This window comes from Lacticaseibacillus pantheris DSM 15945 = JCM 12539 = NBRC 106106 (genome assembly GCF_001311175.1).
In the GTDB taxonomy this organism is placed as follows: Bacteria; Bacillota; Bacilli; order Lactobacillales; family Lactobacillaceae; genus Lacticaseibacillus; species Lacticaseibacillus pantheris.
Map to the genome: position 1 here is coordinate 1 of NZ_BBAI01000047.1, position 16,309 is coordinate 16,309.

The 16,309-nt window shown below is 52.4% G+C and carries 12 protein-coding genes and 6 pseudogenes; 10 read left to right on the plus strand and 8 right to left on the minus strand.

What is annotated here, in order from left to right:
- Window positions 1-235: 235 nt before the first annotated feature.
- The 10 genes and pseudogenes from JCM12539_RS11135 (at window position 236) to JCM12539_RS11180 (ending at window position 9,960) form a co-directional block, all read left to right on the plus strand.
- A pseudogene (locus JCM12539_RS11135) lies at window positions 236-1,268 on the plus strand (threonine aldolase family protein).
- Between the two features lie 18 nt (window positions 1,269-1,286).
- Complete coding sequence (locus tag JCM12539_RS11140) at window positions 1,287-2,159, plus strand: MurR/RpiR family transcriptional regulator (RefSeq protein WP_054651522.1); 873 nt, start codon at window positions 1,287-1,289, stop codon at window positions 2,157-2,159.
- Window positions 2,160-2,315: 156 nt separating this feature from the next.
- Window positions 2,316-3,365: a DUF871 domain-containing protein gene (locus JCM12539_RS11145; protein ID WP_082405511.1), complete on the plus strand. Its 1,050-nt coding sequence runs from the start codon at window positions 2,316-2,318 to the stop codon at window positions 3,363-3,365.
- Window positions 3,366-3,399: 34 nt separating this feature from the next.
- Window positions 3,400-4,299 carry an N-acetylmuramic acid 6-phosphate etherase gene (gene murQ, locus JCM12539_RS11150; protein ID WP_173585395.1) on the plus strand — a complete coding sequence of 300 codons (900 nt, stop codon included), beginning with the start codon at window positions 3,400-3,402 and terminating at the stop codon, window positions 4,297-4,299.
- Between the two features lie 27 nt (window positions 4,300-4,326).
- Window positions 4,327-6,335, plus strand: a pseudogene (locus tag JCM12539_RS11155) (PTS glucose transporter subunit IIA).
- Between the two features lie 376 nt (window positions 6,336-6,711).
- A complete protein-coding gene (locus JCM12539_RS11165) occupies window positions 6,712-7,422 on the plus strand; it encodes a GntR family transcriptional regulator (protein WP_054651531.1) in 711 nt (236 codons plus the stop codon).
- Between the two features lie 13 nt (window positions 7,423-7,435).
- Window positions 7,436-7,837: pseudogene (gene agaB, locus JCM12539_RS12900) on the plus strand (PTS galactosamine transporter subunit IIB); the annotation flags it as partial.
- An 82-nt stretch (window positions 7,838-7,919) separates the two neighbouring features.
- On the plus strand, window positions 7,920-8,729 hold the full coding sequence (gene agaC, locus JCM12539_RS11170) for a PTS galactosamine transporter subunit IIC (RefSeq protein ID WP_054651533.1): 810 nt from the start codon (window positions 7,920-7,922) through the stop codon (window positions 8,727-8,729).
- Window positions 8,719-9,530: pseudogene (gene agaD / locus JCM12539_RS11175) on the plus strand (PTS galactosamine transporter subunit IID). The gene agaC and the pseudogene agaD overlap by 11 nt, the downstream one beginning before the upstream one ends.
- Before the next feature lies 1 nt (window position 9,531).
- Window positions 9,532-9,960, plus strand: coding sequence for a PTS sugar transporter subunit IIA domain-containing protein (locus JCM12539_RS11180; RefSeq protein WP_054651535.1), 429 nt, complete (start codon window positions 9,532-9,534; stop codon window positions 9,958-9,960).
- Window positions 9,961-10,076: 116 nt separating this feature from the next.
- Here the strand turns inward: JCM12539_RS11180 and JCM12539_RS11185 are convergent.
- The 8 genes and pseudogenes from JCM12539_RS11185 to pyrF form a co-directional block, all read right to left on the minus strand.
- A pseudogene (locus tag JCM12539_RS11185) lies at window positions 10,077-10,396 on the minus strand (DUF898 family protein).
- 24 nt (window positions 10,397-10,420) lie between these two features.
- Complete coding sequence (pcp, locus tag JCM12539_RS11190) at window positions 10,421-11,068, minus strand: pyroglutamyl-peptidase I (protein ID WP_054651537.1); 648 nt, start codon at window positions 11,066-11,068, stop codon at window positions 10,421-10,423.
- Window positions 11,069-11,094: 26 nt separating this feature from the next.
- A complete protein-coding gene (locus JCM12539_RS11195) occupies window positions 11,095-12,009 on the minus strand; it encodes a DUF979 domain-containing protein (RefSeq protein WP_054651539.1) in 915 nt (304 codons plus the stop codon).
- Window positions 12,009-12,689 (minus strand): DUF969 domain-containing protein, encoded by a 681-nt coding sequence (locus tag JCM12539_RS11200; protein WP_054651541.1) that lies wholly within the window; start codon window positions 12,687-12,689, stop codon window positions 12,009-12,011. Before JCM12539_RS11200 ends, JCM12539_RS11195 begins: the two co-directional genes overlap by 1 nt.
- Before the next feature lie 71 nt (window positions 12,690-12,760).
- A complete protein-coding gene (locus JCM12539_RS11205; protein WP_054651543.1) occupies window positions 12,761-13,831 on the minus strand; it encodes an Mbeg1-like protein in 1,071 nt (356 codons plus the stop codon).
- Window positions 13,832-13,890: 59 nt separating this feature from the next.
- Window positions 13,891-14,394, minus strand: a complete 504-nt coding sequence (locus JCM12539_RS11210) for a hypothetical protein (RefSeq protein ID WP_054651546.1) — start codon at window positions 14,392-14,394, stop codon at window positions 13,891-13,893.
- Window positions 14,395-14,583: 189 nt separating this feature from the next.
- Window positions 14,584-15,222 (minus strand): orotate phosphoribosyltransferase, encoded by a 639-nt coding sequence (gene pyrE, locus JCM12539_RS11215; protein ID WP_054651548.1) that lies wholly within the window; start codon window positions 15,220-15,222, stop codon window positions 14,584-14,586.
- Window positions 15,215-15,927 (minus strand): annotated as a pseudogene (gene pyrF, locus JCM12539_RS11220) (orotidine-5'-phosphate decarboxylase). The gene pyrE and the pseudogene pyrF overlap by 8 nt, the downstream one beginning before the upstream one ends.
- Window positions 15,928-16,309 lie beyond the last annotated feature (382 nt).

A 16,309-nucleotide genomic window follows, 5' to 3' on the forward strand; every position in this document is an offset into this window, starting at 1 on the left:
TCTCAGAATCGCGGCGGAAACACGCCCGTACTTGGCGGGTTGGAGCTTCGCCCTAGCAGTGGATTACCATGGAGTACCCCACGTAAGCCGCAGCTCACCGATCCGGCCAACGCTGCCGGCTACCACTACAACAAACTCTCACTGCCGGCAAAAGATTCCGGTGGGTGTCCGTACCGGTTTGCGGTAGAATTACAGTAACAAAGGACGTGTACACGATAACTACGGAGGTTAGATGATGCTTTACTTTGAAAACGACTACGCTGAAGGTGCCGCCCCCGCCGTCCTACAGGCGTTAGTGGACAGCAACATGGAACACCTACCCGGATACGGTGAAGATAAATACAGTAAACGGGCCGCGGACAAAATCCGCACGGCTTTGGATTGTCCCCAGGCTACCGTTAAGTTCATCACCGGCGGCACGCAGACTAACGCGCTGGCGCTTGATATTTTGCTGGCACCCTACGAGGGCATTATTGCCGCCGACACCGCGCACATCAACACTCACGAAGCGGGGGCAATCGAGTTCACTGGCCACAAGGTGTTGGCTCAACCAAGTCAGTCGGGTAAAATCGACGCAACCACCATCAAAAATTTCTGGAGGAGTGGCGGGCAGACGGTAGCCACGAACACATGGTACAGCCGGGAATGGTGTACTTAACTTTCCCAACTGAGTACGGGACACTGTACACCGCCGAAGAGTTGCGTGCAATTAGTGATGTTTGTCGGGCGAACGCCTCCAGTTGTATGTTGATGGCGCCCGTTTGGCATACGGCTTGGCAGCGTCCGCAGACGTGACTTTGCCATTGCTGGCTGAACTATGCGACGCATTTTATATTGGTGGCACCAAGTGTGGTGCGCTCGCTGGCGAAGCGCTGGTTATTCCGCGCCCCGAGCGTGTGCCTGCCCACCTAGTTAATCGCATCAAGCAACACGGCGCGTTGGTGGCTAAGGGGCGCCTGCTAGGGGTGCAGTTTGACGCGTTATTTACGGATGGTTTGTACTTACGTTTAGGTGAACATGCCTTGGCGATGGCTGCCACTTTGCATGACGCATTGGTGGACAACGGTTTGCAGCTGTTTATCGACTCGCCCACCAACCAGCAATTCGTCGTGCCGGATAATGCCCAGCGGGACCAGTTGGCCAAGATGGTGCGGTTTAGCGTTTGGGGTAAGTACGACGATACGCATACCGTCATCCGGCTCGCGACTAGTTGGGCCACGACGGCTGAGGATGTGGCGGCACTGGATGCGGAGTTGCGGCGACTATGATGGGGGTGGAAGGATAATATGACGGTTAAGGGCACGATTACGAGTATGCGTGACGATTTGAGTGGTGCGGAGCGCAAAGTGGCCGACTACATTGTGCATAATCCTGAAAATGTATTGGCGATGAATGGTCACCAGTTGGCGAGCGCCGCGGGTACCAGTGCGCCGACCGTTAGTCGTTTAGTGAAACGCCTTGGCTTTGACACGTACACCCAGCTGAAGGTGCAACTGGGGGCAGACCAGGGTGCCGGTGCAGGCGAGTTTAACGGTGATGAAGAAATTCGAGCACACGAAAGCTTGAAAAGTATCACTACCAAGCTACTACAGAATGCTGAACGTTCTTTGCATGAAACGATTGATCAGGTGCGGGACGACGATGTCAATTTGTTAGTCACCAAATTGGAGCAGGCCGACTTAATTCTCTGTTTCGGTGTTGGTGCGTCTTACCTAGTCGCCCAAAATATTGCCCAAAAGTGGTCCCGCATTGGTAGCGACGTGATTGCGAGTGATGACCTTAACCAGATACTGCCCCTTGCGGTGAATAAACAAAAGAAAATTGTGTTTTGGTTTATCTCTAATTCTGGCGAATCGCCCGAAGCAGTGATGGGTGCACGCATGGCGCGTCAACAGGGTGTGACCACCGTTGCCCTGACGAAACTGGGGGATAACTCGTTGGTGCGCAACGCCGATATTGTTGTTCAAACATCACAACCCGCAGAAGCAACAATTAGGTTTGCGGCTACCCAGTCGCTACACGCACAATTCATGTTGATTGACACCATTTACTACGCCTATGTCAGCAAGCACTACGATGACGCAAAACAACGGATTACAGATTCGCGGTCGTTGTTAGCGGAATATAAGCGCAGGTTCATGGATAGTACGCACAATTAACTGGTTGGTAAATTCATACTCGAGAAATTATATTTCAAGGCTAAAATAAAAACGTTGAAATTAAATTTTAAAGATGTTACACTCAAGTCATCAAGGAAAGGGCTTTCATTTCCGGATGACTTTTTTTTATTTAACTAATTAGGGAGGTGACGCTGTTTGCTAGGATTTTCGGTTTACCTGAGTCGGGAGCTAGATGCGGGAACCCATGAGTATATTCACCAAATGGCTCAGACTGGTTACGAAACAGTTTTTACTTCGTTGCACATCCCCGAGGATGATGTGAACGTTCTACTCACAAGGCTGCGACAACTAACGGCCTGGTGCCAGGAGGAGCAAATGCAGGTGGTTGCTGATGTGTCTGCGGATGGTTTTGAACGGTTAGGGTGGTCATTACAGGATTACCAAACTGTCAGTTCTACTGGACTAACAGGTCTACGCATTGATGATGGCATTAATATGCGTGACGTTGCGTTGTTGAGTAACCACATGTTGGTCGCGCTGAATGCCAGTACATTGTCAGAGCAAGACTTAACCACGTTACGGACGGAGCAAGCGAATTTTGACAACATTGAGGCGTGGCACAACTACTACCCCCGGCCCGAGACAGGCCTGGACCGCCAGTGGTTTTTGAGTAAAAATCAGTGGCTACACCAACATGGACTTAAGGTTATGGCCTTTGTGCCAGGAGATGGGCAAAGGCGCGGGCCACTCTTTAAGGGATTACCGACGTTGGAGGAGCACCGACAGATCCGACCAATTTGGGCAACGGTGGATCTCCTGAATTTAGATGTGGATAGCGTGTTTGTGGGTGACGAAACGGTTACCGAGGACACCATGAAGACGATTGCCGCGTACGTTCAAACCGAAATAATTAGTCTGCATGTTAGCGGTCTCCCTGAGAAGCTGCAGGGTACTGAATGGCATAACCGTCCAGACGTTGCGCGCGATGTGATCCGTTTCCAGGAGGCGAGGACGCGGCAATTACTGTCAACAGAACCCGGCGAGGTGGCACAAAGTCGTCCGGTTGGCAGCCTCACCGTGGATAACTCACGGTACGGTCGGTATGCTGGTGAAATACAGATAACGAGACATGATTTGCCGGCCGACAAAGCGGTGAACGTTGTGGGCCGCGTTTGTCAGGCAGACCGAGTGGCGTTAGACCTAATTGATGCAGACCGAGCAGTGCAATTAGTAACTGATGATTAAGGCCGCGTATTATGTAGGCCAAGAAAAGGAATTGATGATAATGGATTTAGCAAGTTTAACAACAGAAACACGTAATGAACGTACAAGCCACTTAGACGAGATGAGTATTCACGAATTTGCAGAAACGATGAATAGTGAGGACCAAACGGTGGCGGTTAGTGTCCACAACGCGTTGCCCGCGATTGAGCAGTCAGTTGCCACCATTGCAGCGCGGTTCAAACGGGGCGGCCGGCTGTTTTACATTGGGGCCGGCACGAGTGGTCGCTTAGGGGTTCTGGATGCCGCCGAGTGTGTCCCGACCTTTGGCACCGATCCAGAAATGGTACAGGGATTGATTGCGGGCGGTATGTCCGCGATGACGGTAGCCGTTGAGGGCGCGGAGGACGATCCAGAGCTGGCCGTAAAGGATTTACGGTCACACCAGTTGGGCACTGACGATACGGTGGTGGGAATTGCCGCCTCTGGTCGTACACCCTATGTGGTTGGTGGTCTGGATTATGCTCACGAAATTGGCGCAGCGACAATTAGTTTAGCGTGCAATACCAACGCCGTAATTTCCCGACACGCTCAGACGGCCATCGAAGTACCGGTAGGTCCAGAGGTGTTGACCGGGTCAACGCGGTTAAAGGCTGGTACGGCACAGAAATTGGTCCTAAACATGTTATCGACTGGTTCGATGGTGCAGATTGGTAAGGTGTACGGCAACTTGATGGTGGACGTCCGGCCGACTAACGAAAAGCTGGTCGAGCGGAGTCAACGCATCATCATGCAGGCCACTGATACAAGTAGCGAGACTGCAGCGAAGGCCTTTCGTGAATCTGGTGAGAACGTTAAGTTAGCCATCGTTATGGTGTTGACCGGTTTAGGCCCTGATGAAGCGGCACAAAAGCTGAGTGATGCCGATGGCTTTATTGGTCGGGTGAAGGTGGATTAGGAATTATACATTTGGTAAGGAGAGAGCATCATGGCAGATAAGTATCAAAATATCGGTGATGGCATTTACGACCACGTTGGTGGCCCCGAGAATGTCTCAAAGCTGATCCATTGTATGACGCGTGTGCGCATGACCATTCGTGATGATAGCGAGGTCGATATTGAAGGGCTTAAGAAGGTACCCGGCGTCCTCGGGGTTGCGCAGGAGGACACACTGCAGGTCATCGTTGGTCCGGGTGTGGTGAACAAAGTCGCGCAGGCCATGGTCGACGAAGTGGGTGTCGATTTAGGTGAACCGTTCCCTGATTCAGCGAAAAAGGGCACAAGCTATGCGAGTGGCAAGTCCGCGGTTGAGGCCAAGGCGGCGGAAGTGCACGCGGCCCAAAAAGCCAAACTGAAGCAGACCTGGTGGCGTGCGGCGTTGAAGCATATTAGCTCCATCTTCATTCCTTTGATTCCGGCGTTTGTCGGTGCGGGGCTGATTTCCGGTATTGCCGGGATTCTGGCTAACATGCAGACTGCCGGGGACTTGGGCGCTAGCTGGACGACGTTTATCACCGTGCTCAAAGTTATCAACGGTGGTCTGTTTACCTACCTGAATATTTACGTTGGTATTAACGCGGCCAAAGAATTTAAGGCAACACCTGGATTGGGTGGTATCATTGCGGGCCTGATTTATCTACGGTGTGATTGCGCCCGTCACAATTCCCAATATTTTTACCGGCTCGCCCTTAGTTGCCGGTTCTGGCGGGATTATCGGGGTACTGTTTGCCGTATGGGTAATGTCTTACGTAGAGCGTCTATTCCACAAGTACATTCCTGATTCAATCGATATTATTTTTGTTCCGTTTTTGACGCTATTAATTGTCGGCTGCTTTACCATCTTTTTGGTGATGCCAACTGCTGGTTGGGTGTCCAACTCGTTAGTGGGTTCCATTAACTGGGTGCTCAATGTTGGTGGAGCGTTCTCCGGATTTATGCTGGGACTCTTCTTCCTGCCAATGGTTATGTTGGGGTTACATCAAATTTTGACGCCAATTCATCTAGAAATGATCAAGAGCATGGGCAACACGCCTTTGCTACCAATTTTAGCTATGGCGGGTGCTGGTCAGGTTGGTGCAGCCATTGCCCTGTGGATTCGTTGCCGGAAGAATAAGCAGTTAACCGGCATGATTAAGGGGCGTTGCCCGTTGGTATCTTAGGCGTGGGTGAACCGTTGATTTATGGGGTGTCACTGCCGCTGGGCCGTCCGTTCATTACTGCCTGTGTGGGTGGTGGTATCGGTGGTGCCGTAATTGGTGCTATCGGCGGCATTGGTGCTACTTCAATTGGACCATCAGGTATGGCCCTCATTCCGTTGATTGATAATGGCAAGTGGTTAGGCTACGTCTTTGGCCTACTCGCCGCTTATGCCGGTGGTTTCCTGGCAACGTACTTCTTTGGTGTACCGAAGACAGCTATGTTGGCACATGATGCTAATGGTAACCTGATCGATGATGCGATTGCTACTGAGAGCAAAGAAGAACGAGCTACGACTGCGACGTTGACCAGATTATGACTGCCGCACCGATTCCTGGCGCTAACACGGGCCTAGTTGCTCCGGTAGCTGGTTCCCTCGTTCAGATAACGGAAGTCAAAGATGATGCCTTTTCCCAAAAAAAATGTTGGGTGACGGCTTTGCATCGAACCAACGATGGAGCAATTGCCGCACCAGCTGATGGAACGATTATCAGCCTGACTAATACAAAACATGCCTTTACCCTCAAGACTGGTACTGGCTTGGAACTGCTAGTACATTTGGGTCTGGATACCGTGGAGCTTGGTGGCGTACCATTCAGCTTTGACATTCAGCCTGGTCAGCAAGTAATTAGTGGTCAGCAGATCGGTACGATGGACTTACAGCAAATTAAGGATGCGGGTAAGGACACGACTGTCATCACGGTCATTACCAACATGGACGCCGTGGCTAACGTCACCGAGTACTATAATGGTCCAGTTGACGTTGGCGCGCCGGTGCTTCAGGTACGTAATAAGTAACTTTCTGTGCACTACAATTTAATACTTTCTCTACTGTGCAAAGCCGTCGCGCGAATCTACCCAGATATTCGTGTGGCGGTTTTTTTTGTGGCCTTTGGGGACATAATTTGGGCAAATGATTGTGGTTGTTGAGATTATTACTAGCTGTGAATGATAAAACCATCAACATTGGCTTGATAAGTAGGGTAATATTACTTGTGGATACACTGCAAGGTTGCCTTAGTAGCAGGCGTTGTCACCACTTTAATGTTTAAACATATGGTGAAAAATTGTCGATCTTAATCTTTTTGGGAGTAATTGACAGCGCATACATTAAGGAGTATAACAACCTTGTAGTTGTTATGATGACATAACAACTATGTGGGGTGAACAGGACATGTCAAACGAAATCCCTTTGTACCAAAACATGATTAATGATCTAATTCATCAAATTGAGGGTGGCAAACTGCAACAGGATGCTAAATTGCCATCAGAAGCTGACCTTGGTGATTCTTATAGTGTGAGCCGCATTACGGTGAGGCGTGCGTTAGCAGAGCTCGTTGACCGCGGATACATTTATAAACGTCATGGCATTGGCTCCTTTGTTGCACGGAAAAGTATCCCCAAGACCAACGCCATTCCGGGCATGATCAACCTGGAAAAAGTGATTCGGTCAATGGACGCTCAGCCAAGAATTGAGCTGAAGGACTTTCGACTAATTGTTAATGGGTCGGAACCGGTCGTCCGTTCCAACCTGGGATTGAACTCCGACGATTATCTGTACGTCATTGACTACCAAATTTTTGCCGATGACGACTTAGTGGGGTTAGTTCATTGGTACCTGCCATACGCGCAGTTTCCCAATCTCTATTTGAGTGAGTTAGAGCGACACCAGTTATTACCGTTACTGGTGAGCAAGTACGAGTTTAAACCTGAGTTCCAAACGCACCGTAGTAGCGACCTAGCAACGCGAGCCGAAAAGCATTTGTTCGGTTCGGTTCCAGGGAACGTAATGGTTCATTTGCGGCTCACAGGCACGGTGCAGGGAAAGTCCTTGATTTACGGTGAGATCACCTTAACGGGACAAGTAACTATGTACTTATATTGAGGAGGACTTACTTATGGGTGAACCAGATATTGTATTAACGCGAGTGGACAACCGCCTTGTGCACGGGCAGGTCGGTGTTGTGTGGACGTCATCGGTGGGAGCAAACCTCCTGTTGGTGGCAAATGATGACACTGCCGAGGACGAATTACAGCAACAACTGATGTCGGCCACTGCAGATTCATCCGGGGTGGGTATCCGCTTTTGGACAATTGATAAGACCATCAGTACTATTCACAAAGCTAGCGCGCGTCAGCACATTTTCCTAGTTGTGCGGACACCACAGGATGCTCGGCGTCTGGTGGAAGGTGGCGTGCCGATTCACGAGTTGAATATTGGAAACATGCACTTTTCTGACGGTAAGGAACAGGTTACAAAGTACACCTATATGAACCAACAGGATAAGGACGACTTGCGGGCTGTTGCTGACGCCGGGGTGAATGTCTTTATCCAGGAAACTCCAGATGACAAAAAAAATAAAAATTCAGGAAGTGATTTAAATGTCAGTTACCCTAGTACAGGGGTTGCTCATTGGGCTCTTCGCCATTATTGCCGGCATCGACTTCTGGTTGGAAGGCTTCTACATCTTTCGGCCAATGATTGTCTGCACGGTTACGGGGTTGATTTTGGGCGACTTAAAGCTCGGCATTATTGCCGGTGGTTTAACGGAACTTGCATTTGCCGGATTAACTCCGGTCGGCGGGACCCAGCCGCCTAACCCCATTATGGCTGGGATTATGACTGTTGTTCTCGCATACACGACGGGACACTCGCCAGCCACTGCCATCGGTTTGGCACTACCATTCAGTATTTTGATGCAATACATTATTCTTTTCTACTACTCAGCATTCTCTGTTTTAACCAAGAAGTTGGATGAATACGCCGCTAAGGCCGAAACGCGTAAGTTTGCGTTGTTGGTACTGACGCCAACAGTCATTGTTGCTCTGTCTTACGGGATTATCGCCTTTCTGTCAGTTTACGGTGCGCAAGAACCAATGCGTGCCCTGGTTAACGCGATGCCGGTATGGTTGAGCCATGGCTTTGAAATTGCTGGTAGTATCCTGCCAGCCGTTGGGTTTGGGCTGTTGCTCAAGAGTATGCTGAAGGCTGAGTTCGTGCCGTACTTGCTGCTGGGATTCACGGCTGCCTGCTTTATTAAGTTTGGTAACCTGATGCCAGTTGCTGTAATCGGTATTGCCCTCGCATTTATCGAGTTCTACCGCGATCGTAAGGATGACGAGAAGGACAAAAAGCTACAGGCGGCGCTCGACTCAATGAAATCGGATGGAGATGATGACGATGGCATCTGAAGACACACCAAAGCGTAACAAGTTAACGCGTCGTGATATCACTAAATTGGCTTTGCGGTCACTATTTAACCAGTCAGCCATGAACTACGAACGGATGCAGGCTGATGGCTGGGCGTACGCGATGATGCCCGTACTCAAAAAGACGTATGGTGACGATAAAAAGGGTTTCAGCGAGGCCATGAAGGCCAACCTGGAATTTATCAACACCAACAACTACGCAGCTCCGCTCCTAATGGGTTTGGAAGCATCGTTGGAAGAAAATGGTCAAAAACGTTCAACCATTGATGGGCTGCGGATTGCCCTTTTTGGACCGTTAGCCGGTATTGGTGATGCCATTACTTGGTTCACAATTTTGCCAATTGTGGCAGGAATTTCTGCCTCCTTTGCAAAGCAGGGTAGTATTCTCGGACCACTGATCTTCTTCATCGTCTATGTTGCTTGTTCTTCGCCCGTATTCCCATCGCACACTTGGGGTATACTGCCGGGACTAACGCCATCAGCCGTATTCGGGAAAGCTCAGCGATGATTTCTCGTGCTGCCAGCATCCTTGGCTGTACCGTAATTGGTGGGCTGATTGCGACTTATGTTCAAATCTCCGTGAAGACGAAGATTCCGGTTACTGCGACTAAGTCAATTTCCATTCAGACTCAATTTTTCGACAATATTTTCCCTAACATTCTACCGTTGGGTTACACGTTCCTGCTGTACTACCTGTTGAAGAAGAAGAATGTCAGTCCGGTTGTACTGATTCTGATCACCTTTGTACTGGCAATCGTACTCTCATGGTTAGGGGTGCTCTAGAATGCAAATTATTATTACTGGCCACGGCCACTTTGCTACTGGTCTGCAATCCACCATCGAGTTACTGGCTGGCCCGCAGGCACAACTGAAATATGTGGATTTTACCAGCGGAATGTCAGAATCAGAGTTACACGATGAGCTGCTGAAAAATACGTCACAAGACGAACCGGTTTTGTTCTTCTGTGATCTGTTGGGTGGAACACCATTCAAGCAGGCTGTCACCATCACCACAGAGATCACACCCGACAATGCGGTGGTTGTCGGCTGCAACGTGGGGTCTCTCCTCGAGGTGTCACCGAGCCTCAGTTCGTATTCCGGTGCTGCCGGCGATTTAGCAGATCAGTTGGTTGAACTCAGCCAGCAGCACACCAGTCATTTCAAGTTACAAAGTCATGCCACCAAGGTTGACGATGATGAAGATGGTATCTAGTACCGGGTACCACTGATGCCATGAAATGACCTACAGTTCTATCTCTACTGCGCAAAGGCGCGCCGCGAATTCTACCCAGATATTCGCGCGCGCCCTTTGCGTATCAAACGCTATATTTAGTTGATGAAGCGAGTGTTTTTGGCTTTCCAGTCCTCTAGCTTGATTCTGACCCAGAAGCTGTAGATACCAGTGTGATAATTGAAAGCAACAACCACTTAATCCAGTTGCCGAATAAGCCCACAGCCGAACCGTCAAACTGCATCCGGTGGCCATCAATAACAGTATGGTTGATGCGCCAGCCATATATCATTGTCAGCGACCACGGATAACAGATACCAAACGTACAGACAGTCACGATGAAGCCCAGGATGGACCAGCCAATTAGCGATAGCAAGCCTCCATCAAAGAAGGACTGCCGCCCATATTTTTCTTCCAAGTTTAAATTCTCCCAGATGCCTCGTTAAGCAATCGTTCCCTCGACCGTCTCAATATCACCCTGGCCGTCACGTTCCACAATGGCCGTGATGGCTGCGGTGATTCCACGTACGTCGTCGTCTAGCCCGAGTGATGGCGTGTTCGGTCGGTTGGTGACTTGGTCGGGGAGAAACGGAATGTGCATGAAGCCCGCCTGAATGTTGAGGAACTCTTTATCCCGCATGTACTGCACCTGGTACATGATGTGGTTGCAGACGTACGTGCCCGCGCTGTTCGAAACGCTTGCGGGCAGGCCCGCCGCCCGGATGGCCCGCGTCATCGCCTTGATGGGGAGCTGAGCAAAGTAGGCGTTCTCCCCGTCGGCGTGGATAGTGTGATTCAGCGGTTGGTAGCCCGCGTTGTCCTCAATACGGCCGTCATCCAGGTTGATGGCGACCCGTTCCGGAGTGAGGCCAAAGCGACCACCAGCTTGGCCGATATTCAGCACGTAGTCTGGTTGCTCCTGCACGATTGCGTCGTGCACTACCTCGGCACACCGGTTGAAGATTGTGGGAATTTCTAGTTTAACAATTTGTGCGTCCGCGATGGTGTCAGGCAGGCGTTTGACCGCCTCAATTGCGGGGTTAATTTTATCTGGGCCGAACGGATCAAAGCCGGTAACAAGAATCTTCATATTGAACCTCCATATGATAATTGTGTTTAGAACGCCAGAAAGTACATTAAGCCGATTTGTAGTACTAATAAAATAATGGCTACGGGGGCCTGCTGCCGAATAACGCCCATCTCGTCGTCCATCTCCATTAACGCAACGGGGAGGGAGTTGAAGTTAGCCGCCATTGGGGTCATCAGTGTGCCACAGTAACCGGACGTCATGCCGATGGCGGCGACCACGGCGACGTTACCGCCCTGCGCAATCACGAAGGGTACGCCGATAGCTGCGGTGATAACAGCAAAGGCCGCAAAGGCGTTACCCATGATGGCAGTGAACACGGCCATTGCCACACAGTATAGCACGACCCCACCAAATTGATTACCGGCTGGGAAGACGCCCGCAATCAACTTTGCAGTTAGAGTGCCCACACCCGCTGCGGTGAAGACCGCACCGAGCGTTGCCAGTAGCTGTGGCAGTACGCCGGGTGCGCCAACTGAACGGACCATGCGTTGCGTATCGCTGTAAACCTGTTTGCCCGAAGTACGGGTCATGACGATTGCAACGATGAGTGAAACTAGCGCACCAATCCCGATACCGACCTGACCACCGAGACTAGTAAACTGTGCGATGATAATGGACACGACGGCCAGCACGATGCTCGGTAGGAAAATCCAACCACCAAGTCGATGGGCCGCGGCGGTCGCGTTTTGAACGTTAACGGCGGGCAGATGACCCACTTTGATTTGGCGAGCCAGGGCGAGCACGCCGATGATGACCAGCATGGTGCCGACAACGGTGGCAGGGATGAAATCGCCAAAGGCAAAGATGATGGCGAGGAACGTCCAGAACGTGCCGGTACCGAAGCGGGCCGGATTCGACCGGTCGCGAAATGATTCGATGGCGGCCAGTGCCATCATGGCGCCGATAAGTGCGTACAACGCAATAAGTAAGTTATTCACCATTATTTGTGACCCCCTTTGCTGTTATCCGCACGAAAACGGCGGTCGAATAGCGTGTTGTAGATGATGGTGACCACCAGCATCGTGATGGCTACGGGGATGCTGGCAATGACGATGCTCATCGCGCTGACGGGCTTGCCCAGTGACTTCATGGTGCTAGCGATGAGTAGGACACCCCCCGAAGCAACGAACAGGTTCTGGGCAAAGAAGTTTCCGAGGTTATCCACGGCCGCGCTCCGCCCCTTGGTGAGGTCAACCTCCGCCGGGGTGAGTTGCCGGTGCTGGCCGGCTGCCGCCTGAACCATTGGCTGGATGAGGGGCCGCACGAACTGCACTTGTCCTGATAGGCTGATACCAAAGACGTTGGCCAGGGCGCGAATGATGACGTACAGGTTCAGGATGCGTCCGGGTGTGAGGCGTTTGAGCTTCTGGATGGCCTCCACGGCGACTTGTTTCAGACCGTGACTTTCTACTAGCCCAATCATGGGCAAAGTGAGGAAGAATAGTGAGACCATGCGGTTATCCAGGAAGCTTTGTCCCAGAGTATGTAGTAGGTCGGGGATGGACATCCCGGCAAAGAGGCCGGTGACAATTGCGGCGATCACCACCACGGCGGTGGTATCCCACTTAAGGGCAAACCCAACGACAATGATGACGATGCCCAGTAATTTTAGGTATTCCATTTGCTTTCTCCTGTGATTGAATTTTTGATGGGTGATGGTACTTCCGGGTAAAGTCCCTTATGCTCTGGCTTTTACCCGCGGGGCTCCGCTCTGTTTCTCGTCTTCTCCAGCGCCCTCACCAACTGTTGCATCACCTCGCGCCACTCCCCGTATGTTTCCGGGTCGGTCTGCCTTAGTGCCTCCACAATTAGCTTGGTATTGCGCGGTAACTGGCTCCGTAACTCCGTCAGTGTCGACGCCTCCGTCCGCTGAATGATTCCGTACGCTGCATTGAGCGCCGCCGCTTTGGTCTCGTCATCCAGCGTGTCCACCCAGAGGTTAATCGTTCGCTGTGCCCGCTGTGATAGCGCGCTGGTGGTGGGGAGGTAGGCAAAGTCGTCGCCGTCAACCTGCCACGTGAACGGATCGTGTTGCCGCGGCCCCTTTGCCTTGCTCCGCACGACGCTGAAGTCGCGTGTCCGCTCCATAATCATGCCGATGACCGAATTTTCTGGGACTAACTTGTGGACAACTGCACCCGCACCAGTGGGTAACGGTGCCCCCAAACCAGGACCATCTAGGTTGTACACACTAATAATCCGTTGCTGGGCCTGCCGACTGTTGTGAATGTACGCGTACGCCGCCAAGTTACCACCCTTGGAGTGACCACCAATGTAGAACCGTCCGGGGTATCGCTCAAGCTGGTGGCGCACATACCGGGCCGCGTCGACCTGCGACGGCGTGGCGTCCATGTAGGTCATGTTGAAATCCTCTTTCCAGTCCACGAAGCTGGCCCGCGTCCCCCGAAACGCAACGTAATAGAGTTCTGGGGCCAGGCGTAACGTCATGACTGAAAATTGCTGCTGCAGCTCCAGGTCGCGGCGGTTGAGGTAATCGAGAATTTGCGTACGCGCAAATCGTGGTGAACGTCCCAACAGGCGGACTAGCTGCCGGTTGCCATCCTCGTTCCAGGTGCCGGTGACCAGATTGTCCAGTGCGGGCATGGCCGCCAGCACGCCGAGGTTGGGGATGTCGCGTTGAGCAAAGTCGTCTAGGTTCAGGTATGCGAGTTGGGCTAGCGCGGTCGCCTCAACTGGATTGAGCGGCATCACGTTAGGCGCTTCCGTACGTGGTTGCGCCAAGTAATCGAGCATGGTGGCCATTGCATCTACTTCCTTTCGTGCATTACCACCATATTATAACGTAAGCCCATTAATTGTCTTTATGCGTCAAAGATGTGCGGGTGTTGTCCCGGTGGAAAAACGGTCGCAATCAAATTGTTGTGCCCGTCAGTAATTTCGTGCACCGGTACGGTGAGGCGGGCTTCCCACACCATGTTGTTGCGCACACGCTGCCACATGTGTGGACTGAGGCTATGAAACTCCACGCGCATGGTGCTGGGATCGGCGGCGCGACGCAGCTCAATCACGCCAAATTTATCGGTGGCGACGGTCAGCGTCTGTTCGTGTTCGTCACCATGAATGTCGGGTTGCGTTGCGAGTTGGCGAAACGGATGGGTGGCCATGTATGCATCAATGTTCGGCGTTGGGTGCAAAGTAATGGTGAGTCCCATCAACGTAATGTCGATATCCTGCTCGGTACTGCCTTCCTGTTTCTGTCGGTCCACCACGCGCCGGGCAACCTGCTGGCCCAGTTGGGTAATGGCGTCCAGTTGTAGGGCGACGTCGGCGGTAATGGCCTCAATGAACTCGTCCTTCATGTTCATAGCGATTTCCCCCTCGTATGTAAATGCTGAGACATAGCTGTGTACGTATATTGTATGCGGTTTAACCCGCAATGAGAATGGTTTATGTCAGACAAAGTAACATTTATTTTGTGATTGAATAACGCAAATAGTCCCCAGGCGACTTTGCCCGGGGACTAAGGTGTTTCTACATATTAAATGGTCGAACTACTATTGTCCGGTCCACTGCCACGGATCCTGGCGCCATTGCCGGACGCTATCCAGCTCGGAGCTAGGCAGGTGGCCGTGGGCAACGGCAGCGTTGATGAGGTGGTCGTAATCAGTGAGGCTGGTGAGGTTGATGCCGGCTTCCGCAAAGTTGCGCGTGGCGTCGGGCAACTGGTAGCTAAAAATTGCGCAAATGCCGAGCACGGTGGCGCCGGCCGCCTGAACGGCTTTGGCCGCGTTCAGCACACTACCGCCCGTGGAAATCAGGTCGTCGATAAGCACCACTTTGTCGGTCGCCGTCAGTTTACCCTCAGTTTGTTTTCCTTGGCCGTGGTCCTTAGGTTTTGCACGGACGTAAATGAGTGGCAGGTTGAGGTTAGCGGCGACCAAAGTAGCGTGGGGGATGCCGGCGGTGGCCACGCCGCCAATAACGGTAGCGTCTGGATACTGCTCGGCAATCGTCCGGGTGAGGCCGACCGCAATTTGTTCGCGTACACGCGGGTAGGCGATGGTGAGGCGGTTATCCGTGTATATCGGCGCCTTGATACCACTCGCCCAAGTAAATGGCGGCGTGGTGCGCAGCGTGACGGCGTTGATGTCCAGCAGGTCGCTGGCGATTAGGTTGGCGATATCCTCATTCATTGAGTGGTTCCTCCCAAAGTGATTTGATGTGTTGATAAGCTGCGACGGGGTCGGCCGCCTGGGTGATTGGCCGGCCAACGACAATTCCCCGGCTGCCGGCACGGCGAGCGGCGTCGGGAGTCATAACCCGTACCTGATCATCGTGGACGGCGTTGGCGAGGCGAATACCAGGGTGATGAAGAGAAAGTCATCTGGGAGCCCGGGTTGCATACGCGCTACTTCGGCCGCGCTGGAAACGACGCCGTCCAAGCCACTGGTTGCCGCAAGTTGAGCGAGGTGGTTGACGGATTCGGGTAGGGGCACGGCGACCTGTTGCTCGTCGCGTAGAGCTGTTGGGCTGGTGGACGTTAGCTGGGTAATGGCCAAGATCTTCGCGGGGGCAACACCACTAGCAGCAGCGCCATCGCGGATGCCGCGTTTGGCTGCGGCCATCATTACGCTACCCCCCTGAGCGTGAACGGTGGTGAGGGCGACACCGAGGGCGCCGATAATACGGCCGGCGCTTTCCACGGTGTTGGGGATGTCGTGGAGCTTAAGGTCAAGGAAGACGCGGACGCCCAGCGATTGCAAAGCCTGGACGATGGCGGTGCCACCTTGGTAATAGAGTTCCATGCCGACTTTGCAGAACAGCTCTTCCGGATGTGGGAACCGGCGGACAAAGGCCAGGGCGTCGGCGGGGGTGGGGAAGTCTAGTGCGATGATCACGGGTGGGGCTGAATGCGGATTGATGGACAAAATAAAACACCTCACAGACTGCCCCGTGAGGTGTTTGGGCGCGACCGAATAGACGGCACCCATACCGATGTTGTAACTTACTGGCCTCACGGGACCAACTTAAAGTTTTAAATTGACCTCAGTATACCCGGCCATTCCATCACCGTCAAATTGTTTTTGAGGGTGGTGCAGGGGTAGTGGCCTGGTGGGCTACACCTTGGTGGGACATTCCACGGTGACCGCTGCTAGGGCGAAACCTCCAATCGGCAAAGAGCGCCGATTTCCGGTGCGACTTAGAGCCTGCCTGCCAAGCCCGGGCAGTCAGTCTCTAAGTTCGTCGCGCGTACATCGCTTCGCTCTTACGGCGGCAAGC